Below are 22,054 nucleotides of genomic sequence, written 5' to 3'. Positions count from 1 at the left end.
TCCGCGTTCGCGGCGAAATCGGCCGGATTCGAGGAACGAGGCTCAGCAGTCGTACGTCAGGAGCACCCCGTCGTCGACGCGCTCTACGTCGCGGAGCGACGGTCGGGGGAAGTCGGCGACGAAGCCCTCCCCGTCGGCGAGCGTCGGCGCGTCGCGGCCGCCGATGACCATCGAGCCGACGTAGAGCGTGAGTTCGTCGACGAGGTCGGCCTCGAACAGCGAGAAGATGAGTTCGCCGCCGCCCTCGACCATGAGTCGGTCGACGCCGCGCGATTCGAGCGCGCCGAGGGCGTCGGGGAGCGCCACCCGCGTTTCGCCCGCGACGACGAGTTCCGCGCCGGCCGAGTCGAGCGCCTCGCGGCGGTCGGCGGGGGCGGCCTCTGAGACGAGCACGTAGGTCGTCGCCGCGTCGTCCAGAACCCGGGCGTCGGTCGGGGTTCGGGCGCGCGAGTCGGCGACGACCCGCGCGGGGTGCGGCGGGTCGCCCCGGTCCTCGCGGGCGGTGACGAGGTCGGGGTCGTCGAGCGTGAGGTGCGGGTCGTCGGCGAGGACGGTCCCGACGCCGACGGCGACGGCGTCGGCGGCCGCGCGAATCTCGTCCACGCGGGCGAAGTCGTCGTCGCCGCTTATCCGCACCTGCTCGCGGCGACGCGAGGAGAGCTTGCCGTCGAGACTCGCGGCGGCGTTGACGTGGACGTGCATACTCGCGGGTCGTCGCCGCGGCGAAAACGCCTTTCGGTGGGTCGTCGCCGGAGTATTGCCGGACAGGAATTAAATAGGCATCTGTGGTACATTGTGTCATCTATGACTGCCAAGGTCCTGATGCTGGGGTGGGGGTTTCCGCCGAACGTCAGCGGCGGGCTCGACACGCACGTCGGCGAGATGTTCGAGCGGCTCGAAGACCGGGAGGACGTGGACATCGAACTCGTGCTCCCGGCCGAGTACGCGCCGGACCGCGAGGGAATCGTGGGCGTCCCGACGGGCGAGGGCGACATCATCACGCGCATCGGGCGACTGGGGTCGACGTTCGCGGAGCGCGCGGCCGACGCCGACATCGTCCACACGCACGACTGGTTCGGCTACGGCCCGGGGTCGCGCGCGAAGTCGAACAACGAGGACGTGGAGTGGGTGACCACGTTCCACTCGCTTTCGTCCGACCGCAACATCGACCCGCCCCAGCGGGAGGTCGAGACCGAGCGCCGCATCGCCGAGCGCTGCGACCACCTGCTCGCGGTGAGCGAACTCCTCGCGGACAAGGTCAAACGGGAGTACGGCGGCGACTGCCACGTCATCTACAACGGCTTTTCCGAGTGCGAGACGACTGGCCGGGACCTCAAGGCGGAGCTCGGCATCGACGGGAAGATGCTGTTTTTCGTCGGCCGCCACACCGACCAGAAGGGCATCTCGCACCTCGTCTACGCGATGGAGAAACTCGCCCGCGACGACGTGACGCTCGTCGTGGGCGGGTCGGGCCACCTCACCGCCCAGCTCAAGCGCTTCGCCGAACTGCTCGGCGTCGAAGACCGCATCAAGTGGGCCGGCTACGTCCCCGAGGAGGCGCTCGGTGACTACTACGCCTCGGCGGACCTGTTCGTCTCGCCGTCGCTGTCAGAGCCGTTCGGCATCACCATCGTCGAGGCGCTCTCGACCGGCACGCGCGTCGTCGCCACGGAGAGCGGCGCGGCGGAGGTCCTCCCCGAGGACTGCGTCATCGAGGTCGAACCCGACTCGCGCTCTATCGCCGACGGTATCGAGTACGGCCTCTCGCTGGAGGGGAAACCGGAGTACGAACCGTACACGTGGGACCGCGTCGTCGACGAGACGGTCGACTACTACCACAGCATCCTCGACGACGGCGCCGACCCCTCGGCCGGCGCGGAGAACGAAGTGACCGCGGACGCCGACGCGGACGCCGCCGAGTCGGACGCGAACTGAACGGTCGGACTCGGGACTCAGTACTCCGCGGTCAGCAACCGACCGTCAGACCCGAACTCAGCGGAGGAGCCGCACGTCGGTCGCGGGTTCGGGGTGGCGAATCCGGTAGCCGCCGCGGGTCGGGACCATCCCCTCTCGCGGCATCGTGCCGCGGGCGGACTGGTACGGCGAGTCGTCGGTCTGCACAGACTGGTACGGCGAGTCGTACGCCGACTGGTAGGGGCTGTCCGACGACTGGTACGCGCTGTCGGTCGCCGCCTCGTCGTCGAACCCCTCCGGCGGGAGGTAGATTCGCTCGCCGGACGCCGAGCGGACGACGACCGCGGTGTCTTTGTCGCCTTCCATCACGATGGTCGTCCACCCGTCTTCGATGGTCACCGAGAAAGAGACGTCCTCGTCGGCGTCGGCGGCCTCCGGGGACTCGTCGTTCGACATACGAGTCTAACTGGCACGCGAACACTTAGTGATTCGCCCGCGGCCGGTCGCCCGGCCGCCCGGCAACACTTTTTATCCGACGGGGGCGAATCCCGACTCGATGGAACTCGACCAGCATGCCGAGGAGCTCGCCTCCGCCCTCGGTGTCGACAAAGAGGAGGTCAAATCCGACCTGCAGAACCTGCTGCAGTACAGCGTCCCGCTCGACGAGGCGAAACAGAGCGTCCGCCGCAAACACGGCGGCGGAAGCTCCGGCGGGAGCGACGGCGCGCCCTCGACGAAGCGAATCGCCGACATCGACCCCGACGGCGGCAACGTCTCGGTGACGGTTCGCGTGCTCACCGTGGGCACCCGCTCTATCGTCTATCAGGGCGACGAACAGACCATCCGCGAGGGAGAACTCGCCGACGAGTCCGGCGTCATCTCCTACACCGCGTGGCAGGACTTCGGCTTCGAGCCGGGCGACTCCGTCGTCATCGGCAACGCCGGCGTCCGCGAGTGGGACGGCAAACCCGAACTGAACATCGGCGCGTCCTCGACGGTCGGCGTGGAGTCCGAGACGGTCGAGACGCCCTACGACGACCGCATCGGCGGCGAGGCCGACCTCATCGACCTGCAGGCCGGCGACCGCGGCCGAACCGTCGAGGTCCGCGTCCTCGAAGTCGACTCGCGCACCATCGACGGCCGCAACGGCGAGACGACAATCCTCTCGGGCGTCGTCGCCGACGAGACCGGGCGGCTTCCCTTCACCGACTGGGCACCCCGCCCCGACGTGAAAGAGGGCGCGAGCCTCCGCCTGTCGGACGTGTACGTCCGCGAGTTCCGCGGCGTGCCGCAGGTGAACCTCTCGGAGTTCACGTCGCTCGAAGTGCTCGACGACCCCGTCGCGGTGACGGACTCCGCGCCGCGCCTGAAAGTCGGCGAGGCCGTCGACGCCGGCGGGATGTTCGACGTGGAAGTGCTCGGGAATGTCCTCGAAGTGCGCGACGGCTCCGGGCTCATCGAGCGCTGTCCCGACTGTAGCCGCGTCGTTCAGAACGGCCAGTGCCGACAGCACGGCGAGGTCGACGGCGAGGACGACATGCGCGTGAAGGCGATTCTCGACGACGGCACCGGCACGGTGACCGCCATCCTCGACCGCGACCTCACCGAGGAAATCTACGGCGGGACGATGGCCGACGCGATGGAGGCCGCCCGCGAGGCGATGGACAAGGAAGTCGTCGCCGAGGACATCGCCGACACGCTCGTCGGCCGCGAGTACCGCGTCCGCGGGAACCTCTCGGTTGACGAGTACGGCGCGAACCTCGAAGCCGACGAGTTCGAGGAGACCGACGACGACCCGGCCGAGCGCGCGGCCGCCCTCCTCACGGAGGTGCGCGCATGAGCGCCTCGCCGGTCGTCGGCACGCGGGAGATCGCCTACCGCGTCTTCGCCGCCGAGTTCGATGACGCGTCGCTTTCGTACTCCGAGAGCGACGAGGAGCGCGCGCCGAACTACGTGGTCACGCCAACCGGCGCGCGGCTCAACCGGACGTTCGTCGCGGGCGTACTCACCGAGGTCGAACACGTCAACGACGAGGTGCTCCGCGGGCGCATCGCGGACCCGACGGGCGCGTTCGTGACCTACGCCGGGCAGTACCAGCCGGAGCCGATGGCCTACCTCGACGCGGCGACGCCCCCGGCGTTCGTCTCGCTCGCGGGCAAGGCCCGGACGTACGAACCGGACGACGCCGACGTGGTTTACTCCTCGGTCCGCCCCGAGAGCGTCAACACCGTCGACGCCGACGTGCGCGACCGCTGGATCGTCTCGGCCGCCGAGGCGACCCTCCGCCGCATCGCGGTGTTCGACGAGGCGCTGTCGATGCCCTACCGCGGCGACGACCTGACCCGCGCGCTCGAAGCCCGCGGCGTCGACTCGACGCTCGCGGCGGGCGTCCCCCGCGCAATCGACCACTACGGGACGACCCGAACCTATCTCGAAGCCCTGCGCGAAGTCGCCGTGCAGGCGCTCGAACTCGTCGCGGGCGACCGCGACCAGGTGGACTCCCTCGACGTCGCCCCCGGCGACGGCGGCGACGCGGTCCTCGGCGCGCTCCCCGAACTCGACCTCGAACCGGCCGACAGCGTCGATATCGAGGTCGGCGACGCGGACGCGGACGACGGCGACGAACTCGGCGACTCGGAGGCCGACGCTGTCGAGGCGGAAGCCGACCCGGGCGAGTTCGAGACCGAATCCGATTCCGAACCGACTGCGACGCCCGACGCGGATCCGGAACCCGCCGACAGTGCCGAGTCCGAGGCCGTCGAGCCGGAGTCTGAATCCGCGCCCGTCACAGAACCTGAATCTGAACCCGTCGCGGAAACCGACCCCGAGCCGGTCGCCGCCGAGACGACGGCCACGACTGAGAGCGAGCCGTCCGCGACGGTCGACGCCGAACCCGAGTCGGAACCGGCCGCAGAACCCGACCTCACGTCCGAACCCGAACCGGCGTCCGACTCGCTCGACGCCGATTCGGAGGCCGACTTCGACGCCGGTGCCGACGACGGCACGCTCGGCGACTTCGACGACGACGCGCCCGACGCGGACACGAGCGACGCCGACACCTTCGGCGGCTCGGACGACGGAACCCTCGGCGACTTCGACGACGGCTTCGACAACCCAGAACCAGAGGCGGAGGCGACCGACTCGACCGACTCGGTCGAGCCAGACGGGATGTACGAACTCGACGAGGACGAGCGAGCCGAAATCGAGTCAGAGTTCGGCACGGAATTCACCTCCGGCGCGGACGTCGACCCCGCCGGCGAGGCGGACATCGACGTGCCCGACGCGGACGACCTCACCGAACAGCTCGAAGACGAGCCCGCCGACGCCGAACCGGAACCCGCGGCCGACGCCGTCGCGGAACCCGAACCGGCGGTCGAGTCCGAGCCTGAACCCGAACCCGAGCCGACGCCCGAGGCGGCGTCGGCCGGGGACGAAGACGAGACCGAGGCCGACGCCGACGACGCCGCCGAGGACATCGACCTCGAATCGGTCGTCGTGGAGGCCATGGACGACCTCGACGGGGGCGACGGCGCGGACCACGACGAGGTCGTCGCCGCCGTCGTCGACGAGTACGGCGCGGACCCCGGCGCGGTCGAAGACGCCATCCAAGAGGCGCTCCTCGGCGGCCGGTGCTACGAGCCGCAGGACGGCGTGCTGAAGGCCATCTGAGGCCGTGCCCGGACCGCTCGTCGAACCGATTCCCGGGCATCCCGCCGCGGTGGCGGAGACGAGCAGACGCGGGTTCCCCGAGCGCTCGCTCGTCGTCGCCGACTACCACGCCGGCATCGAGGCCGGCCTGCGGTACGAACGCGGGGTGGAACTCCCGTCGAAAGCGGCCGTTCGCCGCGAGCGCCTGCTGTCGCTTCTCGACCGGACCGACGCCGACCGACTGGTCGTCCTCGGCGACCTCGGCCACCGCATCGGCGACCCGAAGGGAGACGAAGCCGAGGAACTGCGCGACCTCGCGGCCGCCGTGGCCGACCGCGCCGAACTGACGGTCGTCCCCGGCAACCACGACGGCGGCCTCGCGGACTTCTTCGGCGACGCCGCGGAGGTGACCGACCCCGCGGGCGTCCGCCTCGGCGACGTGGGCTTCTGCCACGGCCACACGTGGCCCTCGCGTGAGGTACTCGCCGCCGACGTGGTCTGTTCGGCCCACGAACACCCGGCGGTCAGGCTGGAAGACGAGGTCGGCGGCGCGCGGAAAGAGCGCGTCTGGCTCCGCGGCGCTCTCGCTCCCGCGGTGTTCGCGGAGCACTACGAAATCGACCCCGCCGAGGTGACGCGGGCCGACGCCGAACTCGTGGTGTTTCCGGCGTTCAACGACACCTCGGGCGGGACGTGGGTCAACGTCCCCGGACAGGGCTTCCTCTCGCCGTTTCTGCCCGACGGCCTCGCTGACGGCGAGGCTTACCTGCTCGACGGCACGCGGTTGGGCGACTACCGGAACGTCTGAGATGCCCGGGTCGTCGCGGTGGTCGCGGTCGGCAGAACCCGCGGCCACGCCTACGCGAAGACGAACGTGAGAGTTCCGAGGACGAACACGGCGACGCTCGCCACGCGGGCGAGTCGCTGCCAGCCGGTCCACTCGCGGAAGAACTCCGGCACGCCCTCCTCCCGTTCTCGAACGGCGTAGCCGACGAACCAGAGGGTCGAAAGCACCAGCACTGCGGCGAAGACCAGTTGCCACGCCGCGAGGTCGCCCCGCTGATTGCCGAGGGCGATAAGGAGATTGCCGCCGGTGAAGCCGGCCTGCGACAGCCAAAAGGACCGCTCGGGAGTCACGTCACCACCGAGTACAGTTGGAGTGCGACGCCGAACGCGTAGAGCGCCGCGCCGACGATGACGAGGTAGACGAGCGGGCCCCAGTCCGACGGGACTCGGGCGCGTTCGGGGTCGCGGAGGGCGACGACCGACGCGTAGCCGACTGCGACCACGCCCGCGGCCGCCGCCGCGGTGTTGATACCCACGTCTCCCGCCGAAACGTCGAGCGCGATGTCGACGGCGGCACAGAGACCGAAGACGAGGAACGCGGACCAGTAGACTCGTTTCGGGGACACGCCCGAAATTGATTCACGGGCGACATGAATCTCCCGGTGGGGACCGCCCCGAGCGGTGCGCTTAATCGCCTCGAACCGCTAGCTGGGGCGATGCCAGACGGCGAGGCCGCCGCCGGAATGGACGCCTTCGCGACGCTCTCGTCGCCCGTTCGGAACGCGCTCTCGGAGCGCGGCTTCACGACGCCGACGGAGCCGCAGCGCCGGGCGATTCCCCCGCTGTCCGACGGAAAACACGGCCTCATCATCGCGCCCACGGGCACCGGAAAGACGGAGACGGCGATGCTCCCGGTCTTTTCGGCCATCGCCGACGCCGAGGTCCGATTCGGTATCTCGGCGCTCTACATCACCCCCCTTCGGGCGCTGAACCGCGACATGCGCGAGCGACTCGACTGGTGGGGCGAACAGCTCGATATCGACATCGACGTTCGCCACGGCGACACCACGCAGTACCAGCGCCAAAAACAGGCGAACGACCCGCCGGACGTGCTGGTGACGACGCCCGAGACGCTGCAGGCGATGCTCACGGGGAAGAAGCTCAGGACGGCGCTTTCGGACGTCCATCACGTCGTCGTCGACGAGGTCCACGAACTCGCGTCGGCCAAGCGCGGCGCGCAGTTGACAATCGGACTGGAGCGACTCCGCGAGTTGGCCGGGGCGTTCCAGCGAATCGGCCTCTCGGCGACGGTCGGGTCGCCCGAGGAGGTCGGGAAGTTCCTGACCGGCGACCGCCCGTTCGAGGTCATCGAGGTCGACGTGGACAACCGCGTCGAGTTCGAGGTGGTCCGCCCCGAGGTGACCAACGAGGACGAGGCGCTGGCGGGGAGACTCGCCACCGACCCCGAGATAGCGAGCCACGTCCGGACGATTCGGGACATCGTCCGCGACCACGAGTCGGTGCTCGTCTTCGTCAACACCAGACAGACCGCGGAGGCGCTCGGCTCGCGGTTCAAGGCGCTCGGCGACCCCATCGAGGTCCACCACGGCTCGCTGTCGAAGGACGTGCGCATCGACGTTGAAGACCGCTTCAAGGCCGGCGAGCTGGACGCCCTCATCTGCACGTCGTCGATGGAACTCGGCATCGACGTGGGCCGGGTCGACCACGTCGTCCAGTACAACAGTCCCCGCGAGGTGTCGCGGCTCCTCCAGCGGGTCGGCCGCGCGGGCCACCGCTTGGGCGTCGTCTCCCGCGGGACCGTCGTCACCGACCACCCCGACGACACGCTCGAAGCGCTCGCCATCGCCCGGCGGGCCGTCTCCGGCGAGGTCGAACCCGCCCGCGTCCACCACGGGAGCCTCGACACCGTCGCCAACCAAATCGTCGGCGTCGTCATGGACTACGGCGACGTGTCGGCCCGCCGCGCCTACGAGATTATCACGCGGGCGTACCCCTTCCGCGACCTCGCAGAGGACGACTTCCGCGCGGTCGTCCGCGAACTCTCGGGGAACCATCTCCTCTGGCTGGACGAGGACAAAGACCTCCTCGAAAAGTCCGGCGGCACGTGGCAGTACTTCTACGCCAACCTCTCGATGATTCCCGACGAGGAGACCTACGACGTCCACGACATCTCCTCGCGCCGGCAGATCGGGACGCTCGACGAGAAGTTCGTCCTCAACTTCGCCGCGCCGGGCGCGACGTTCATCCAGCGCGGCGAGATGTGGCGCGTCAACGACGTGGACGACGAGGAGGCGCGGGTGAACGTCTCGCCCATCGAGGACCCCGGCGGCGAGGTGCCGTCGTGGGTCGGCTCGGAGATTCCGGTGCCCGCGCCGGTCGCCGGCGAGGTGGGCGAACTCCGCGACGTGGCCGCGCCGCAGTTCGAATCCGGGGCCGACCGCGAGGCCGTCGCCCGCGACGTCGCCATGCGCTACCCGACAGACGAGGCCACGGTCAGGTCCGCGCTCGGTCCCATCGAGAGACAGGTCGACGCCGACGCGCCGATTCCGACCGCGAACAGGCTCGTCATCGAGGGCTCGCCCCGGAAGGTGACGCTGAACGCGCCGTACGGCCACCGGGTGAACGAGACGCTCGGCCGGCTCCTGTCGGCGCTCATCGGCCAGCGGACCGGCTCCTCGGTCGGCATGGAGGTCGACCCCTACCGCGTCGAGTTCGACGTGCCCGGGAAGGTCCGCCCGACGACGTTCGCGGAGGTGCTCCGCGAGACCGACCCCGACCACGTCGAGGCCCTGCTCGAACTCGCGCTCAAGCGGTCGGACTCGCTGAAGTTCACGCTGGCGCAGGTGGCCGCGAAGTTCGGCGCGCTCAAGCGCTATCAGGGGAAGGGCCGCTTCGGCGGCGACCGACTCCTCGCCGCGCTGGAAGACACGCCCGTCTACGACGAGGCCGTCCGCGAGGTGTTCCACACCGACCTCGCCGTCGAGGAGACGGCCGAACTGCTCCGCCGCCTCCGCGACGGCGACGTGGAACTCGCCGTCGCCCGCGAACCGACCGCCATCGGCACCGGCGGCCGCGGGTCGGGCACCGACCTGCTCGTCCCCGAGAACGCCGACGCGAGCGTCATCGAGACGGTTCGGGACCGGATTCAGAACGACCGCGTGCTGTTGGCGTGTCTCCACTGCAAGGACTGGACTCGCAAGACGAAGGTCAAGCGCGTCCGCGAGCCGGTGGAGTGTCCCGAGTGCGGCGCGACCCGCGTCGCCGCGCTCAACCCGTGGGACGACGAGACGGTGAAAGCGGTTCGCGCGCCGGAGAAAGACGACGAACAGGAGCGACTGACGAAGCGGGCGTACCGCTCGGCGAGTCTGGTGCAGGCCCACGGCACGCGGGCGGTCGTCGCGCTCGCGGCCCGCGGGGTCGGTCCGCACAACGCCGCGCGCATCATCAACAAACTCCGCGATGACGAGGACGACTTCTACCGCGACATCCTCGAACGGGAGCGCGAGTACGCCCGGACCCAGTCGTTCTGGGACTGACGGGGTCGGTTCCGGGCCCGACGCTTACTCCTCGATGGCCCACTCGTCGAGAATCTCGGTCGTCGCGGCCGCCAGCGCCTCGAAGTCCTGCATCGAGATGCCGTCGGTCGTGACGAAGACGCCGAAGTCCTCGACGGTGATGCGGACGAGATAGCCGTTTTCGAACACGCGAATCGTGTACTCGTAGTCGCCGAGTTCGGACCCGCGGTAGGCGTCCTGTGTCATCTTGAAGTCGTGCCACTCGTTGCCGATAAAGGAGTTCAGGTCGGCCTCCTGTTCGAGGTCCTCGCGGAGGTACACCTGCACGTAGTCGAAGCGACTGAAGTACGTGAGCGAGCGGAGGCTGTCGCCGACGGCCGTGCGGCAGACGGTGACGAGCTTTTCCTGTGCTTCCTCGGGGAGGAGATTGGACATCGCTTCAGCCTGTGCGAGCGAGCGCCAAATAGGCGGCGGCTTCGGCAGTCACGGGGCGAGAACTAAGACGCGGCGACCGCCCGAGACGCCGCTACTCCGACGCGTAGGCGTCCCGGTAGTCGCGCTCGCGCCGGATGAGCTCCTCGACGCCGTGTTCGAGGATGTCGGAGCCGAGCGACGTGGCGCGGTAGTACGAAAACAGCCCGTCGTCGTCGGCTTGCGACCGTTTGCGCTTCTCGACCAAGCCGGCGTCGACGAGTTTGTTGAGGTGGTAGTGGAGCGTGTTCGCCTGCACGCCGAGCGCCTCGGTCAGCGCCTTCGGACTCCGCTCGCCGAAGTGGACCAGTCGGTACAGCAGGGTGAACCGCGTCCGGTCGCCGAGTGCGGCCTGCATGTCGAGGTACTCGTCCAGCGTGAGGACGCTCGTCGGCGGCAGCAACTCGGCGGGGTCCTCGGGCAGCCCGTCCGAATCGACCGGGTCGTTCGTCGCCATCTCGGTTCGAGAGACGCGGCGCGGCGGTTTAACAGTTCTTGAGTCGAACTCCGCTGAAAAATCCCGATTTTATATACCCTCGCGCGGTACGTGTGCCCATGACGGACGCCATCTCGCGCGACGAGATACGAGCGGCGCTCGGGCGGACGACCTACGACCGGTTTCTCGTCTACGTGATGGGTCCGTACAAATCGTTCAACCTCAACTACGTCCTCTCGGAGGAGGAGCTCGCCGCCATCGACATCGAGGACCTCCCCGGTCCGATTCGGAAGCTGTTCGCCGCGCGGGACGAGGTCGACGACGCGCTCGCGCTCCTCCGGCGCGTGCAGGGAACGCTCCGCGCCGACCCGGGCGTGAACGCCTTTCTCGCCGTCGACGCGGACCTCGGCACCGACGAGGTGGACGCCGCGACGCAGTCGCTCGCGTTCGCCGAGGCGAGCAACGCGACCGTGTTCGTTCTGCCGTTTCTCGGCCACAACTTCGGCGTCGGCGAGGAGGCGGGGTCGATACTCGAACGGCTCTCGGAGACCCACGGGGACAGAATCGTCTTCGTCCACGAAGACAGCGTCACGAGCGAGATGATCCGCGCGGCGCGCGCCCGCTGGGACCTCCGCGTCGAGACCTACGACACCGAGGCGGAGCTTCACAAGCGCGTCCGACTGTTCGTCGCGGACGTGATGAACCGCGAGCTACACGGCGACTTGGACCGGCTGGACTGACGCCCGCTGTTCCTGTTAATTGCTATCGTTGAGCACATTAAATATAGTTTGCACGAGGACGTCGAACGAGCCGTCATGCCCGACGACGCCCTCGGACTGGCGATGTTGGACCGGGTTCGCGGCTGTCTGCGCGCCCCCTGTGTCTACCGCGCCGGCGACGACGCGGGAGCCGCCGCCGGCGACGCGCACGTCTACGAGAACTATCTCGTCCCGTCCGAGCGGTGGCCGGCCGCGAAGCACGAGTTCGTCGATTCGCTTCGGACCCCGGTCCTCGACGTGGGGTGCGGCGCGGGCCAGCACGCCCTCGCCGCACAGGAGCGCGGCGAGGTCGTCGCCTTCGACGTGAGCCCGAACGCGGTCGCGGTTCGCGCGGCCCGCGAGCGCGGCGTCGAGGCGGCTGTCGTCGGCGACATGTTCGACTCACCGGTCGAACCGAGCGAGTCGGAGTCGTCGGCCGGCGGCTTCGAGACGGTGCTCGCCAACGGGACGCAGGTCGGACTCGCGGGGTCGCTGGACCGACTCGCCGACCTGCTCGCGTCGTTTGCCGCCCTCGCCTCGTCGTCCGGCGAAGTCGTCGTCGACTCGTACGACCCGGCGCGCATCGACCCCGAGCGCTTTTTCGGCTACCGGTCGGACCCGCGAGAGGGCGTCGCCCGGCGGTCGTTCCGCGTCGAGTACGGCGACCTCCGCGGGCCGATGCTCGACTTCGTTCTCGTCTCGCCCGCTCGGCTCCGAGCGGTCGCCGCCGAGGCGGGCCTCGACGTGCGCGAGGTGACCGTGCCGAACCCCGAGTCGAGTTACTACCGAGCGCGACTGGCGTGAGCCGGGGCGGTCGCGGCGGCGCGTCGGAAGCGGAGCCGTCGGCGTCGCCTCCCGATTCTCACTCCCAGCGGTTGGTCGCCTCGTTGCGCCGCGGGAGGAACGGAAGCAAGAGCGCGACGGCGAAGACGATGCCCGCGATGGCGAGGTACTCGGACGTCCCGACGACGAGCGCGACGAGCGAGAACACTGAGGCCTCGCCGTCGGCGACGGCCGATATCGCGGCCGCGTCGTTGTTCAACAACACGAGGAACATGAACATCGCCTCGGCGAACGCGACCCGAAGCCCGGCTTTCGTCGCCCACCACGTCGCGGAGAGCGGACCGCCGGTGAGCGCGTCCCACTCCCGCCGGACCTTCCGCCGCCACGCCGCGTTCACGACACATTCCAGTTACGTGTGAACATGGCACATAAACGCGGCGAGAGGAGATAGCCTCGCAGGTGAGCGGCGCGTGATCGCCCCCGGGCCGCCCCCGGCGGTCGCCGCCCGTCAGACCTGCGTCGGCGAGACCGATTCCAGCGCCGCCTCGAAGTGCGCGCGAGTGATGCGCACCTCGTCGGCGTGGCTGTTCGCCTCGGTGCCCTCGTAGGCGTCGGCCACGTCCTGAATCGCCCGGAGCGCGGCCTCGCGGCAGACCGCGGCCACGTCGGCCCCCGTGTAGCCGTCCATGTGGGCGGCCACGTCGCCGAGGTCCACGTCGGTTCCGAGCGGCTTGTCGCGGACGTGCACGTCGAGGATGGCGCGGCGCGCCTCGATGTCGGGGGCGGGGACTTCGACGTGGGTCTCCAGCCGACCGGGGCGGAGGAGCGCGGGGTCGAGCGCGTCCCGGCGGTTCGTCGCCGCGAGGACGACGAGGTTCGGGTTGTCGGCGGCGTTGTCCATCTCCGTCAGGAGTTGGGAGACGACGCGCTCGGTGACGCCCGAGTCCGACCCGGCGCTGTCGCGGTCGGTGGCGATGGCGTCTATCTCGTCGAAGAAGACGATGCTCGGCGCGGCCTGTCGGGCGCGGTCGAACACCTCGCGGACGGACTTCTCGGACTCGCCGACGTAGCGGTCGAGCAGTTCGGGACCGGCGACGTGGATGAAGTTGACGCCGCTTTCGGCCGCGATGGCGCGGGCGAGCATCGTCTTGCCGGTCCCCGGCGGGCCGTGGAGGAGCACGCCGGTCGGCGGGTCGGTCGACGCCGCCTCGAACAGCGGCGCGTAGGTCAGCGGCCACGTCACCGCGCGTTCGAGCGTCCGCTTCACGTCGTCGAGGCCGCCGACGCCCTCGAACCCCTCGGTCGGTTGCTCGGCGACGTACTCGCGCATCGCCGAGGGTTCCACCGTCGTCATCGCCGACTCGAAGTCGGCGCGCGTGACGGTCATGTCCGCGACGGCGACGCTCCCGTCTCCGTCCCCGCCTCCGCCTCCGCTTTTGCTTCCGCCTCCGCCGCCCCCTCCCTCGCGTCGGACGCGCCGGAGCGCGGTCATCGCGGCCTCCTTCGCCAGCGATTCGAGGTCGGCACCGACGAAGCCGTGGGTCCGGGAGGCCAGTCGGTCGATGTCCACGTCCTCGGCGAGCGGCATCCGCCGGGTGTGCACGTCGAGAATCTCGCGGCGGCCCGCCTCGTTCGGGACGCCGATTTCGATTTCGCGGTCGAACCGGCCGCCGCGGCGGAGCGCCGGGTCGAGGCTGTCGACGCGGTTCGTCGCGCCGATGACGACCACGTCGCCGCGGGCGTCGAGTCCGTCCATGAGCGACAGCAGTTGGCCGACGACGCGGTTTTCGAGGTCGCCGCCGTCGTCGCGCTTCGACGCGATGGAGTCGATTTCGTCGAAGAAGATGATGGCCGGCGCGTTCTCGCGGGCCGACTGGAACACCTCGCGCAGTTTCTCCTCGGACTCGCCTTTGTACTTCGACAGCACCTCCGGGCCCGAAATCGTGGTGAAACTCGCGTCGACCTCGTTGGCGACGGCCTTCGCTATCAGTGTCTTCCCCGTGCCCGGCGGGCCGTGGAGGAGCACGCCCTTCGGCGGCTCGATGCCGAGGTGGGCGAACACCTCGGGTTCGGACAGCGGGAGCTCTATCATCTCGCGGACGAGGTCGAGTTCGTCGTCGAGGCCGCCGATGTCCTCGTAGGTGACGCCCGTCGCCCGGCCGCGGCTCGCGCCGTCGCCGTCGTCGCCGCCGGTCACGCTCTTGACGGCGTCGCGGACCGTCTCGCTCGCGCCCTTCGAACTGTTCGCCGTCACGGAGACGCTCGTCGCGTCGGTGACGCGGACCACGCCCTCCGGGCTGGTTTCGCTGACGACGAGGGCCGCGCCGCCGAGTCGCTCGACGCGGACGCGGTCGCCGGCGCGCAGCGGGCGGTTCCGAAGCTCCGCCTTCACGACCTCCTCGATGGTCTCGCGGTCGACGCTGGTCCGCTCGAAGGCGCTGGGGCCGGCGAGCGTCACCGACCGCGCGTCCTCGACGTCGATTTTCCTGACGCGGACGCTGTCGCCGATTTTCACGCCCGCGTTGGCTCGCGTGTCGGCGTCGACGAGCATCTCGCCCGCGTTCGCACCGGGGCGGGCGGGCCACATCTTGGCGACCGTCTCTCGGGACCCCTCGATGACGACCGTCTCGCCGCTGAGCACGCCGAGTTCTCGGCGGGCGGCCTCGGGGAGGCGGGCGATGCCGCGGCCCGCGTCGCGTTTCTCCGCGGCGCGGACGACGAGCGTCACCCCATCTTCAGACATGCCACCCAGTTCGCCCGCTCGACCCTTGAGGGTTCGCCCGGAGTAACCGTTTTCCCGGACGGCGCGGTAACAGTACGCATGGTCGCCACGACGGAGAAAGACGGCGCGACGTGGTACCGGTGCGAAGAGTGCGGGATGCTGTTCGACGTGGAGTCCGACGCCGAGGCTCACGAGGAGAACTGCGACACGGACAGCCCGTCGTACTTGCAGTAGCGGGGGAGCGAAAGCGGGAGCGTCGACGACGACTCGGCGGGGGCGGCGGCTACGCGGGGTCGTGTTCGTCCGCGAGTCGCTCGGCGTGGTCCAGCGAGGTCGCGCGCTCCCAGCGGACGCGCGCTACGTCGCCGTAGGCGAGCGCCTCCTTCAGTTCGTCGCGGAGGACGCCGACGCCGCGGCCGACGAGGTCGCCGTCGGCGTCGCCGAGTTCGTAGTAGCCGTAGGCTTCCGGGGCTTTGCCGACGGTCCGCTTTTCCAGCGGCTCCCAGCGTTTTCGGAGCATCACTCGGCGACGAACTCGTAGGAGTCTTCGCCCCAGTCGTCCTCGACGAAGACGAACACGCGGCCGCGGGCGACCTCCGGGTCGGCCTCGATTTCGAAGCGGTGGCCGGGCACCCGGCGGACGAGGACGCCGGGGAACAACTCCTCTTCTTCGTCCTCGCCGAGGATGACGCGGCCGACGCCGCTCGATTCGAGCACGTCGTCGTGGCTCGTGAGGTCGTTGACGTACATCATGACGCCCTCCGTCTCGGTGGGGTCGGTGACGAGGACGTGGACCTCCTTGCCGGGGGCGGTGGCGAGCGTGCCCGTGACCGCTTCGGGGACGCCCCGGTAGACCGTGGTTCGGTTGTCGAGGTACTCCACTTCGACGCCGTAGTCGTGGAGTTCGACGCCGAGCGTGCTCGGGGCGATGTCGTTGCGGGCGCTCATGGCTCACCGTTGCTTCGGGGACGGCAAAAACGTCGCGTCTCGGGACGGCTCGCGCCCCGCGTCGCTCCCGTCGCCGTACTCTCGCCTCGCCGCCGCCCCTCCGGGCGAAAACGGCACGGACCGCCACACATAACACGGTGTGCCGACCTCCCCGAAGTATGCACGGCCGAGCCACCGCCCTCGGGGCGGGAACCGTCTTGAACGCCCTGGCGACGGCGACCGGCTCCGCGTTCGCCATCGACGCGGAAACCACCGCGTCGGTCGAACTGGACGACTCCGGCGACGTCCGCGGGAGCATCGCGGAGGCCCCCGACGCCGACACGCGACTCATCGAGCGCTGTGTCGAACTCGCCGTCGAGGCGTTCGGCGACGGCGAGGGCGGCACCGTCGAGACCGAAAGCGACCTGCCGATGGCCGCCGGTCTCAAGAGTTCGAGCGCCGCGGCCAACGCGACGGTGCTGGCGACGCTCTCGGCGCTCGGCCGGTCGGTCGGCCCCGGCCCGGACGCCGACATCACCCGGCTCGACGCCTGTCGGATGGGCGTCCGCGCCGCCCGCGAGGTCGGCGTCACCGCCACCGGTGCGTTCGACGACGCCTCGGCCTCGATGGTCGGCGGCGTCGTCGTCACCGACAACACCGAGGACGACCTCCTCGCCCGCGACGAGGTCGACTGGGACGTGCTCGTGTGGACGCCCCCGGAGCGCGCCTACAGCGCCGACGCCGACGTGAGCCGCTGCGAGAACGTCGCCCCGATGGCCGACCTCGTCGCCGACCTCGCGCTCGAAGGCCGCTACGCCGAGGCGATGACCGTCAACGGCCTCGCCTTCTCGGCCGCCCTCGACTTCCCGACCGACCCCGCCGTCGAGGCGATGCCCATCGCCGACGGCGTCTCGCTGTCCGGGACCGGCCCGAGCGTCGTCGCCGTCGGCGACCGCGCCGACCTCGAACGCGTCGAGGAACTGTGGGACGACCGCGACGGCGAGACCCGACTGACGACCACCCGAACCGACGGAGCACGAATCCAATGACAGACGACACCCCAGACGCCGCCGAACCGTTTCAGGACATGTCCCTCGACGAACTCCGCGAGGAGATAGAGGATATCGACCGCGGCATCGTCGAGCTCATCGCCCGCCGGACCTACGTCGCCGACACGGTGGCGAAGGTCAAAGCCGAGAAAGACCTGCCGACGACCGACGAATCCCAAGAAGAACGCGTGATGGAGCGAGCCGGGAAGAACGCGGCCCACTTCGAGGTGGATTCGAACCTCGTGAAGGCCATCTTCCGACTGCTCATCGAGATGAACAAGGCTGAACAGCGGCAGAATCGGTAACTCCGCCGAAACTGGTACTGCACTGTCAAGAAATCGTTCGGTAGAGATAGCCAACTCGAAGACGAAAGACCAATCCGGCTTCCTTCGTACACTGCAACAGTTGGGCATCATCGTCGGTATCCCGGTTTGGGCCGTCCTCTGGTTCTGGCCGATGATTGGTCAAGGGTTCACTTCGTACGCTGGCATCGATTACATACTCAAATCAGAGACGTGGTGGCGAACTTCGTCTTTACGGGCCTCTTCGTCGGACTCGTTGTTGCGGTCTCACTGTACAACGTGACTCGGCGATGAGGTGAGTCTGATTCACTCCTCGTCGGTCGGTTCCAACGGGATTCTCGACACGTCAATGTCCTCGTAGTCTTTCTCTGACGAAAGTACGTCCATGCCCCGCGTCTCCGCAGTCGCCGCGTGGAACGCGTCGAATGGTGTCATTCCTTCGTCGTAGTAGTTGACTCCCTTCAGAACGATTTGTTTCTCTTCGTCGTCTCGCACGGGAACGAGTTCGAGCAAGTTCGCCACGAGCGGCACGAAGTCGAACTCGTAGCGCTCTCGGGCGAGGACGAGTTCGAGATACGAGAACGCGGACGTCTCAACGTCGTACTTGTCGAGTGCTTCTTCTGCCGACCCCTGCAACCAATCCGAATCTTTGGCGAGTGCGAGTAAAAAGTCCGTCTCGACGTACACCGTCATCTATCAGCGTCCTTCTCTCGGGCGTCGGCCTTCGCCTCTGATTCTATGTCCTCTCGAATCTCCTCGATAGACGCTTCACGGAGGCCACCTGCTGCCTCGCGGACGGCAGCGAGGGGGTCGTCTGCGACCGGGATGAGCTCGATTCTGTCTTCGTACGTCACGATGTGATACTTCTCACCGTACTTTTCCCGTACCTCCTTGGGGATGTACAGTCGTCCCTGCCGGTCGGTCTCTGCTGACATGCAATGAACTACGATGGCACGAGAGATGAATTTTACCATCAAGTGTAATTCTATGGTATGGAGGGCCGATTCACGACAGTCCATGCTGAGTTTCAGCTTCCTGAACAAGGCCGAACAGCGGCAGAATCGGTAGCCAGACGCACCCTATTCTCTGGCCGCGCCCGCACTCCGAGTCGGTGCCGCGACGCGTCACTCGCGGATGACCATCACCTTCACCCGCCGGACCGCGTCGAAGTCGCGGAGTTCGTACGTCAGTTCGCGGACGCGCTCGGCGGGGCCGCGGCAGAACAGCGATTCGAGACACCACTCGCCCTGGTGGGTGTGGCTCGTGTTGAGGATGACGTCCTGAAACTCGTGTTGCGCCCCGTGAAGCTCCCGAATCACGTCGTGGTGGCGGTAGTCGAAGCCGACGAGCGCGACGACCTCGCCGGAGACGTCTTCGAGTCGGGCGTGGGACTCGACGAACTCCCGCATGGCCTCTCGGACCGCCCGCGACCGGTTTTCGATGCCCTCGTCGCGCCACGCCCGGTCGAACTCCGCGACCAGTTCGTCGGGGATGTTGAAACTCGTCCGCATCACCACCAACTGGCGCGTACAGCTACAAGAGTCCCCGTTATGACGATACCCGCGATTCGGTATTAACAACCCCTATCTCCCTCGTTTGCCACGGGTACGGTAGCACATGACCTCGAACGAACTGCTCGGTCTCGTCGCCGGCGCGGTGGCTCTCGGAGCCGTCCACGGCGTCGAACCGGGTCACGGCTGGCCCGTCGCGGCCTCGTACGCGCTCGACCAAGCGAACAAGTGGGTGTACGGGTTCGCGGCGAGCTTCATCCTCGGGGTCGGCCACCTCGTCAGCAGTATCGCGATGGTGGGCGTGTTCTTCTACGCGAAGTCGTACTTCGACCTCACGCAGGTCAACGAGCCGATTACGATACTCGGCGGCGTCCAAATCGGCGGCCCGGTCAGTCTCGTGGCGGGCGTCTTGCTCATCGCGCTCGGCGTCCGGGAGTACACGCACGGGCACTCGCACGGCACTCACGGGCACGACGACGACCACGGGGGCCACAGTCACGGAGGTGACCGTGAAGGAGGTCATGACCGCGAGCACTCACACGATGACGGCGGCCATAGCCAGCCACACGACCACGACGGTCACACCCGCGACCGCGACGACAGCGGACTGTTCGCTCGCCTGAAGGGCTTCGTCCCCGTCGTCGGCGGACACTCCCACTCGCACGGCACCCCCGACGAAGCCGCGGAGCGCGGCCTCCTCGGCATCGCGTGGTTCGCGTTCGTCCTCGGGTTCGCCCACGAGGAGGAGTTCGAGATTATCGCGCTCTGCGCCGGGTCGAACTACTGCCTCGAACTGATGGGCGCGTACGCGTTCACCGTCATCGTCGGCATCGTGGGCCTGACGATGCTGCTGATTGCGGGCTACCACCACTACGAGGACGAAGTGGAGAAGTACACCCCGTACCTCCCGGCGTTCTCGGCGGCCGTGTTGGTGCTGATGGGTATCGGCTTCATCACGGGCCTGTTCTAGTGGGTTCCGGCCCGCCGGCACCGAGGCTGACTTCTTCGGGGGACCGTGCAGAACCGTCGATAGAGCTATCACCCGGTGAGGCATCGACTCGGTCACGAGGTGATGTCTATTAACCACCACAATCGGAATCCTCGTCCGCGGACTCGTTCTCGGCGTCTCGATAGCCGCGCCGGTCGGTCCAATCGGCGTCCTGTGCATCCAGCGAACGCTTTCTAAGGGCCGCCGTTCGGGTTTCGTCAGCGGACTCGGAGCGGCGTCTGCGGACGCGGTCTACGGGGCCATCGCGGGGTTCGGCCTCGCCGCGCTCTCGTCGGTCCTGCTCGGCCACCGCAACGCAATCGCCCTCGCCGGCGGGACGATTCTCCTGTACATCGGCGTCCAGTCGATTCGGGGCGACCCGGCGTCGGTCGAGTCGGCTCCGACGACCGAGCGGTCGGCCGTCGTGTCGCCCGACTCGAACGCCCGGTCGCTCGCGGCCGACTTCGGGTCGACGTTCCTCCTGACGCTGACGAACCCGGTGACGATACTGGCGTTCGTCGGCATCTTCGCCGGCTTGGGCGTCGGCGTCTCGGGCGACTACCTCGGGGCGGCGGTCCTCGTCGCGGGCGTCTTCGCCGGCTCGGCGCTCTGGTGGTTCGTCCTGAGCGCCGCCGTCGACCGCGTCCGAACGCGTGTCACCCCGTCGGTCCTCCGCCGGGTGAACCAACTCGCGGGCGTCGTCATCGTCGGGTTCGGCGTCGCGGCGCTCTGGAGCGGCCTGTAGCGCGTCGCCCCGGGACCTCCGCGTCCCGCCGGTCCCGGTCTCGGTCCCCTCGAACGCTCCGTTCGCCGTCACCTCCATATCGCTCGCGACCGTAGGTGTGCGTGAGATGCCCACGCACAAAGCGGAGACGACGTGGACCGGTGGCAAAGACGGCAGCGGCGAGTTCTCGACCGAAAGCGGGACCGTCGAGGGGACGTTCACGTTCCCGACGCGGTTCGAGGACGAACTCGGGTCGAACCCCGAGGAGCTCATCGGCGCGGCGCACTCCGGCTGTTTCTCGATGCAGTTGACCGCGTTCCTCGAAGGCGAGGGCTACGCGCCGGCGAGCCTGCACACCGCGGCCGACGTGCACCTCGACCCGGCCGACGGCGGCGGCTTCGAAATCTCGCGCATCGACCTGACGCTCGACGCCGACGTGCCCGACATCGACGAGGAGACGTTCGCCGAACTCGCCCAGCGCGCGAAGGAGAGCTGCCCGGTGTCGAAGGCGCTCGCCGGGCCGGAAATCACGCTGACCGCGACGCTCGCCTGACCGCGCGTCGCCCGCCGTTTTTGTGATCCGACCGAATCGGCCGTAGCACCCCGATTCAGCGGTTCGACTCGAACCAGTCTTCGGCGAAGTCGACCAGCGCGGGCTGGTCGAGGAGCGTCGCCGCCGCGGCCGCGACCGACCCCTCGGTCGCGCCGCGCTGCCTCTCGAACGCCTCGCCCACCGCCTCGAAGTCGTCGGTCCTGACCTCGATGTCCTCGTACTCGACGACGACGCGCTCGCCGTCTCGGAGAAGCGGCGCGCGCTCGGTCGTCCGCTCCTTTTCGAAGTCCGCGCGGTGTTCGGCGAGGTGGAGCGAGGTGTCGTTTCCGTGGCCGATACCGAGCAGGAGCACGTCGCCGCCGCGGTCGTACACCCGCGCCAGCGGCGACCCGTCGCCGAGGCCGTCGTCGAGTTCGTGGTCGCCGACGACCTCGTCGGCGGCCGCGCCCCACGCCGCGAAGGAGACCGTCGGGTGCTCGCTGCGGACGACGCCGGGGTAGGTGCGGAAGCACTCGGGTATCGCGCCCATCCCGCGGGTCGGCGTCACCTCGGGGCGGAACGCCGGCATCGACTCGCCGATGATATCGACCCAGTCGTCGGGGACCGGCGGGTTCTCCCACACCGACGGGTCGGTGTACTGGCCCGTGTGGGTCGGCATGACCAGCGTCCCGTCGTCGGTCAGCACCGTCTGGAGGGCGTCCACGACCGCCTGCGGACCGCCGGCGACCCAGCCGAGCGAACTGAGCGACGAGTGGACGAGGAGGGTGTCGCCGGCCGCGACGCCGAGCGCGCGGAGGTCCGCGGCGAGCGACTCGACGGTTCCGGGTTCGTCCACGCGCTCGATTGCGTCTGCTTCGGACATACGCGTTCGTCGGCCGGCCCGGGATTCAAGCTTTGGTGTCGGTCGACCGAAAGGAACAACTCCGGTCTCCGCGACGCGTTCGAT

The 22,054-nt window shown here is 68.8% G+C and carries 27 protein-coding genes; 13 read left to right on the top strand and 14 right to left on the bottom strand.

The window, feature by feature from the left end:
* Window positions 1-42: 42 nt before the first annotated feature.
* Complete coding sequence (locus FY251_RS03720) at window positions 43-702, bottom strand: 2,5-diamino-6-(ribosylamino)-4(3H)-pyrimidinone 5'-phosphate reductase (protein ID WP_148413503.1); 660 nt, start codon at window positions 700-702, stop codon at window positions 43-45.
* A gap of 120 nt (window positions 703-822) precedes the next feature.
* Between FY251_RS03720 and FY251_RS03715 the strand changes: the two genes are divergently transcribed.
* A complete protein-coding gene (locus FY251_RS03715; RefSeq protein WP_148413599.1) occupies window positions 823-1,935 on the top strand; it encodes a glycosyltransferase family 4 protein in 1,113 nt (370 codons plus the stop codon).
* Window positions 1,936-1,992: 57 nt separating this feature from the next.
* On the opposite strand, the gene FY251_RS03710 is transcribed toward FY251_RS03715, so the two are convergent.
* Complete coding sequence (locus FY251_RS03710) at window positions 1,993-2,370, bottom strand: hypothetical protein (RefSeq protein WP_148413502.1); 378 nt, start codon at window positions 2,368-2,370, stop codon at window positions 1,993-1,995.
* Between the two features lie 100 nt (window positions 2,371-2,470).
* On the opposite strand from FY251_RS03710, the gene FY251_RS03705 reads away from it, so the two are divergent.
* The 3 genes from FY251_RS03705 to FY251_RS03695 are packed head-to-tail and all read left to right on the top strand — an operon-like array spanning window position 2,471 to window position 6,370.
* Window positions 2,471-3,754 (top strand): Single-stranded DNA binding protein, encoded by a 1,284-nt coding sequence (locus tag FY251_RS03705; protein WP_148413501.1) that lies wholly within the window; start codon window positions 2,471-2,473, stop codon window positions 3,752-3,754.
* The gene (locus FY251_RS03700) at window positions 3,751-5,583 is read left to right on the top strand and encodes a rpa-associated protein (RefSeq protein WP_148413500.1); all 1,833 of its coding nucleotides are present in this window, start codon (window positions 3,751-3,753) and stop codon (window positions 5,581-5,583) included. The genes FY251_RS03705 and FY251_RS03700 overlap by 4 nt, the downstream gene beginning before the upstream one ends.
* Before the next feature lie 4 nt (window positions 5,584-5,587).
* Window positions 5,588-6,370 (top strand): metallophosphoesterase, encoded by a 783-nt coding sequence (locus FY251_RS03695; RefSeq protein ID WP_148413499.1) that lies wholly within the window; start codon window positions 5,588-5,590, stop codon window positions 6,368-6,370.
* A gap of 50 nt (window positions 6,371-6,420) precedes the next feature.
* Here the strand turns inward: FY251_RS03695 and FY251_RS03690 are convergent, their stop codons facing one another.
* Window positions 6,421-6,699, bottom strand: a complete 279-nt coding sequence (locus FY251_RS03690; protein WP_148413498.1) for a hypothetical protein — start codon at window positions 6,697-6,699, stop codon at window positions 6,421-6,423.
* A complete protein-coding gene (locus FY251_RS03685; RefSeq protein ID WP_148413497.1) occupies window positions 6,696-6,974 on the bottom strand; it encodes a hypothetical protein in 279 nt (92 codons plus the stop codon). Before FY251_RS03685 ends, FY251_RS03690 begins: the two co-directional genes overlap by 4 nt.
* Before the next feature lie 90 nt (window positions 6,975-7,064).
* Between FY251_RS03685 and FY251_RS03680 the strand changes: the two genes are divergently transcribed.
* Window positions 7,065-9,905 carry a DEAD/DEAH box helicase gene (locus FY251_RS03680; RefSeq protein ID WP_148413496.1) on the top strand — a complete coding sequence of 947 codons (2,841 nt, stop codon included), beginning with the start codon at window positions 7,065-7,067 and terminating at the stop codon, window positions 9,903-9,905.
* A gap of 24 nt (window positions 9,906-9,929) precedes the next feature.
* On the opposite strand, the gene FY251_RS03675 is transcribed toward FY251_RS03680, so the two are convergent.
* The gene (locus FY251_RS03675) at window positions 9,930-10,319 is read right to left on the bottom strand and encodes a hypothetical protein (RefSeq protein ID WP_007273857.1); all 390 of its coding nucleotides are present in this window, start codon (window positions 10,317-10,319) and stop codon (window positions 9,930-9,932) included.
* 91 nt (window positions 10,320-10,410) lie between these two features.
* Complete coding sequence (locus FY251_RS03670; RefSeq protein ID WP_148413495.1) at window positions 10,411-10,812, bottom strand: helix-turn-helix transcriptional regulator; 402 nt, start codon at window positions 10,810-10,812, stop codon at window positions 10,411-10,413.
* 98 nt (window positions 10,813-10,910) lie between these two features.
* On the opposite strand from FY251_RS03670, the gene FY251_RS03665 reads away from it, so the two are divergent.
* Window positions 10,911-11,531, top strand: a complete 621-nt coding sequence (locus FY251_RS03665; protein WP_148413494.1) for a hypothetical protein — start codon at window positions 10,911-10,913, stop codon at window positions 11,529-11,531.
* Between the two features lie 75 nt (window positions 11,532-11,606).
* Entirely contained in the window at window positions 11,607-12,353 is a 747-nt protein-coding gene (locus tag FY251_RS03660; protein WP_148413493.1) for a bifunctional 2-polyprenyl-6-hydroxyphenol methylase/3-demethylubiquinol 3-O-methyltransferase UbiG, read from the top strand.
* 58 nt (window positions 12,354-12,411) lie between these two features.
* Here FY251_RS03660 and FY251_RS03655 read toward each other — a convergent pair whose 3' ends face one another.
* Window positions 12,412-12,729 (bottom strand): hypothetical protein, encoded by a 318-nt coding sequence (locus FY251_RS03655; RefSeq protein WP_148413492.1) that lies wholly within the window; start codon window positions 12,727-12,729, stop codon window positions 12,412-12,414.
* Between the two features lie 111 nt (window positions 12,730-12,840).
* Window positions 12,841-15,075, bottom strand: a complete 2,235-nt coding sequence (locus FY251_RS03650; RefSeq protein WP_148413491.1) for a CDC48 family AAA ATPase — start codon at window positions 15,073-15,075, stop codon at window positions 12,841-12,843.
* Window positions 15,076-15,153: 78 nt separating this feature from the next.
* Between FY251_RS03650 and FY251_RS23030 the strand changes: the two genes are divergently transcribed.
* Window positions 15,154-15,288, top strand: a complete 135-nt coding sequence (locus FY251_RS23030) for a hypothetical protein (RefSeq protein WP_255516588.1) — start codon at window positions 15,154-15,156, stop codon at window positions 15,286-15,288.
* 49 nt (window positions 15,289-15,337) lie between these two features.
* Here the strand turns inward: FY251_RS23030 and FY251_RS03645 are convergent, their stop codons facing one another.
* Both FY251_RS03645 and FY251_RS03640 read right to left on the bottom strand, forming a co-directional pair.
* Window positions 15,338-15,574, bottom strand: a complete 237-nt coding sequence (locus FY251_RS03645) for a hypothetical protein (protein WP_148413490.1) — start codon at window positions 15,572-15,574, stop codon at window positions 15,338-15,340.
* A complete protein-coding gene (locus tag FY251_RS03640) occupies window positions 15,574-16,002 on the bottom strand; it encodes a DUF5796 family protein (protein WP_089778139.1) in 429 nt (142 codons plus the stop codon). Before FY251_RS03640 ends, FY251_RS03645 begins: the two co-directional genes overlap by 1 nt.
* Before the next feature lie 158 nt (window positions 16,003-16,160).
* Between FY251_RS03640 and FY251_RS03635 the strand changes: the two genes are divergently transcribed.
* Complete coding sequence (locus FY251_RS03635; protein ID WP_148413489.1) at window positions 16,161-17,030, top strand: shikimate kinase; 870 nt, start codon at window positions 16,161-16,163, stop codon at window positions 17,028-17,030.
* Window positions 17,027-17,335: a chorismate mutase gene (locus FY251_RS03630; protein ID WP_007273613.1), complete on the top strand. Its 309-nt coding sequence runs from the start codon at window positions 17,027-17,029 to the stop codon at window positions 17,333-17,335. The genes FY251_RS03635 and FY251_RS03630 overlap by 4 nt, the downstream gene beginning before the upstream one ends.
* Window positions 17,336-17,638: 303 nt before the next feature.
* On the opposite strand, the gene FY251_RS03625 is transcribed toward FY251_RS03630, so the two are convergent.
* The 3 genes from FY251_RS03625 to FY251_RS03615 form a co-directional block, all read right to left on the bottom strand.
* On the bottom strand, window positions 17,639-18,025 hold the full coding sequence (locus tag FY251_RS03625; protein WP_148413488.1) for a PIN domain-containing protein: 387 nt from the start codon (window positions 18,023-18,025) through the stop codon (window positions 17,639-17,641).
* On the bottom strand, window positions 18,022-18,267 hold the full coding sequence (locus tag FY251_RS03620) for an AbrB/MazE/SpoVT family DNA-binding domain-containing protein (protein WP_148413487.1): 246 nt from the start codon (window positions 18,265-18,267) through the stop codon (window positions 18,022-18,024). The genes FY251_RS03625 and FY251_RS03620 overlap by 4 nt, the downstream gene beginning before the upstream one ends.
* Before the next feature lie 189 nt (window positions 18,268-18,456).
* A complete protein-coding gene (locus FY251_RS03615) occupies window positions 18,457-18,843 on the bottom strand; it encodes a CopG family ribbon-helix-helix protein (protein ID WP_148413486.1) in 387 nt (128 codons plus the stop codon).
* 106 nt (window positions 18,844-18,949) lie between these two features.
* Here FY251_RS03615 and FY251_RS03610 point away from each other — a divergent pair, with 106 nt between their 5' ends.
* From FY251_RS03610 to FY251_RS03600, 3 genes are all read left to right on the top strand, one after another.
* Window positions 18,950-19,813, top strand: coding sequence for a hypothetical protein (locus FY251_RS03610; protein WP_148413485.1), 864 nt, complete (start codon window positions 18,950-18,952; stop codon window positions 19,811-19,813).
* A gap of 121 nt (window positions 19,814-19,934) precedes the next feature.
* Window positions 19,935-20,576, top strand: coding sequence for a LysE family translocator (locus FY251_RS03605; RefSeq protein WP_187367341.1), 642 nt, complete (start codon window positions 19,935-19,937; stop codon window positions 20,574-20,576).
* A 106-nt stretch (window positions 20,577-20,682) separates the two neighbouring features.
* Window positions 20,683-21,108, top strand: a complete 426-nt coding sequence (locus FY251_RS03600; RefSeq protein ID WP_148413483.1) for an OsmC family protein — start codon at window positions 20,683-20,685, stop codon at window positions 21,106-21,108.
* 55 nt (window positions 21,109-21,163) lie between these two features.
* On the opposite strand, the gene FY251_RS03595 is transcribed toward FY251_RS03600, so the two are convergent.
* Entirely contained in the window at window positions 21,164-21,970 is an 807-nt protein-coding gene (locus tag FY251_RS03595; protein WP_148413482.1) for an aminoglycoside N(3)-acetyltransferase, read from the bottom strand.
* Window positions 21,971-22,054: the final 84 nt, after the last annotated feature.

This window comes from Haloferax sp. KTX1, assembly GCF_902410085.1.
Lineage (GTDB): Archaea > Halobacteriota > Halobacteria > Halobacteriales > Haloferacaceae > Haloferax > Haloferax massiliensis.
Note: the sequence above shows the minus strand (reverse complement) of the source record. Positions and strands in the feature narration are given on the sequence as shown.

Bases quoted from the DNA above. Each gene is read 5' to 3' on its own strand.
- FY251_RS03625 (WP_148413488.1), bottom strand. From the start codon at position 18,025: ATGACGGTGTACGTCGAGACGGACTTTTTACTCGCACTCGCCAAAGAT.
- FY251_RS03650 (WP_148413491.1), bottom strand. From the start codon at position 15,075: ATGTCTGAAGATGGGGTGACGCTCGTCGTCCGCGCCGCGGAGAAACGC.
- FY251_RS03700 (WP_148413500.1), top strand. From the start codon at position 3,751: ATGAGCGCCTCGCCGGTCGTCGGCACGCGGGAGATCGCCTACCGCGTC.
- FY251_RS03670 (WP_148413495.1), bottom strand. From the start codon at position 10,812: ATGGCGACGAACGACCCGGTCGATTCGGACGGGCTGCCCGAGGACCCC.
- FY251_RS03620 (WP_148413487.1), bottom strand. From the start codon at position 18,267: ATGTCAGCAGAGACCGACCGGCAGGGACGACTGTACATCCCCAAGGAG.
- FY251_RS03600 (WP_148413483.1), top strand. From the start codon at position 20,683: ATGCCCACGCACAAAGCGGAGACGACGTGGACCGGTGGCAAAGACGGC.
- FY251_RS03675 (WP_007273857.1), bottom strand. From the start codon at position 10,319: ATGTCCAATCTCCTCCCCGAGGAAGCACAGGAAAAGCTCGTCACCGTC.
- FY251_RS03595 (WP_148413482.1), bottom strand. From the start codon at position 21,970: ATGTCCGAAGCAGACGCAATCGAGCGCGTGGACGAACCCGGAACCGTC.
- FY251_RS03680 (WP_148413496.1), top strand. From the start codon at position 7,065: ATGCCAGACGGCGAGGCCGCCGCCGGAATGGACGCCTTCGCGACGCTC.
- FY251_RS03710 (WP_148413502.1), bottom strand. From the start codon at position 2,370: ATGTCGAACGACGAGTCCCCGGAGGCCGCCGACGCCGACGAGGACGTC.
- FY251_RS03665 (WP_148413494.1), top strand. From the start codon at position 10,911: ATGACGGACGCCATCTCGCGCGACGAGATACGAGCGGCGCTCGGGCGG.
- FY251_RS03610 (WP_148413485.1), top strand. From the start codon at position 18,950: ATGACCTCGAACGAACTGCTCGGTCTCGTCGCCGGCGCGGTGGCTCTC.
- FY251_RS03640 (WP_089778139.1), bottom strand. From the start codon at position 16,002: ATGAGCGCCCGCAACGACATCGCCCCGAGCACGCTCGGCGTCGAACTC.
- FY251_RS03635 (WP_148413489.1), top strand. From the start codon at position 16,161: ATGCACGGCCGAGCCACCGCCCTCGGGGCGGGAACCGTCTTGAACGCC.
- FY251_RS03645 (WP_148413490.1), bottom strand. From the start codon at position 15,574: ATGCTCCGAAAACGCTGGGAGCCGCTGGAAAAGCGGACCGTCGGCAAA.
- FY251_RS03715 (WP_148413599.1), top strand. From the start codon at position 823: ATGCTGGGGTGGGGGTTTCCGCCGAACGTCAGCGGCGGGCTCGACACG.
- FY251_RS03660 (WP_148413493.1), top strand. From the start codon at position 11,607: ATGCCCGACGACGCCCTCGGACTGGCGATGTTGGACCGGGTTCGCGGC.
- FY251_RS03630 (WP_007273613.1), top strand. From the start codon at position 17,027: ATGACAGACGACACCCCAGACGCCGCCGAACCGTTTCAGGACATGTCC.
- FY251_RS23030 (WP_255516588.1), top strand. From the start codon at position 15,154: ATGGTCGCCACGACGGAGAAAGACGGCGCGACGTGGTACCGGTGCGAA.
- FY251_RS03615 (WP_148413486.1), bottom strand. From the start codon at position 18,843: ATGCGGACGAGTTTCAACATCCCCGACGAACTGGTCGCGGAGTTCGAC.
- FY251_RS03705 (WP_148413501.1), top strand. From the start codon at position 2,471: ATGGAACTCGACCAGCATGCCGAGGAGCTCGCCTCCGCCCTCGGTGTC.
- FY251_RS03720 (WP_148413503.1), bottom strand. From the start codon at position 702: ATGCACGTCCACGTCAACGCCGCCGCGAGTCTCGACGGCAAGCTCTCC.